This is a genomic window from Burkholderia sp. Bp8984 (assembly GCF_003853755.1).
In the GTDB taxonomy this organism is placed as follows: Bacteria; Pseudomonadota; Gammaproteobacteria; order Burkholderiales; family Burkholderiaceae; genus Burkholderia.
On the sequence record NZ_QTQN01000099.1, the window covers coordinates 1 to 794 of the forward strand.

Sequence of the window (794 nt, forward strand, 5' to 3'; positions counted from 1 at the left end):
CAATACGGCCCGCGCGAATCGATGGAATACGACGTCGTGATCGTCGGCGGCGGCCCGGCCGGGCTGTCGGCCGCGATCCGGCTCAAGCAGCTGGCCGCCGAGAAAGGCACCGAGATCGGCGTGTGCGTGCTCGAGAAGGGTTCCGAGATCGGCGCGCACATCCTGTCGGGCGCGGTGATGGACCCGCGCGCGATCACCGAGCTGTTCCCCGACTGGAAGGAACAGGGTGCGCCGTTGAACGTCGAGGTGACCGAAGACCGCTTCCTGTTCCTGTCCGAGAGCAGCGCGGTCACCACGCCGAACTGGGCGCTGCCCGACAACTTCAAGAACCACGGCAACTACGTGATCTCGCTGGGCAACGTCACGCGCTGGCTCGGCCAGCAGGCGGAAGCGCTGGGCGTCGAGATCTTCCCGGGCTTCCCGGCCGCGGAGATTCTCTACAACGACGACGGTTCCGTGAAAGGCGTCGCCACCGGCAACATGGGCGTAGGCAAGGACGGCGAGCCGACCGAGAACTTCCAGCTCGGCATGGAACTGCACGCGAAGTACACGCTGTTCGCCGAAGGCTGCCGCGGTCACCTCGGCCGTCAGCTGATCTCGAAGTTCAAGCTCGACGCGAACGCCGATCCGCAGGCGTACGGGATCGGCATCAAGGAACTGTGGGAAATCGATCCGGCGAAGCACAAGCCGGGCCTCGTGATCCACACGGCCGGCTGGCCGCTGAAGTCCGATACGTACGGCGGCTCGTTCCTGTATCACATGGACAACAACCAGGTCGTGGTCGGCTTCGTGGT

The 794-nt window shown here is 65.2% G+C and carries 1 protein-coding gene; it reads left to right on the forward strand.

Translation table 11 applies throughout. The features are described 5' to 3' along the window. The coding region (locus DID98_RS35500; protein ID WP_185640935.1) for an NAD(P)/FAD-dependent oxidoreductase at positions 1–794 on the forward strand (794 nt) is incomplete at both ends.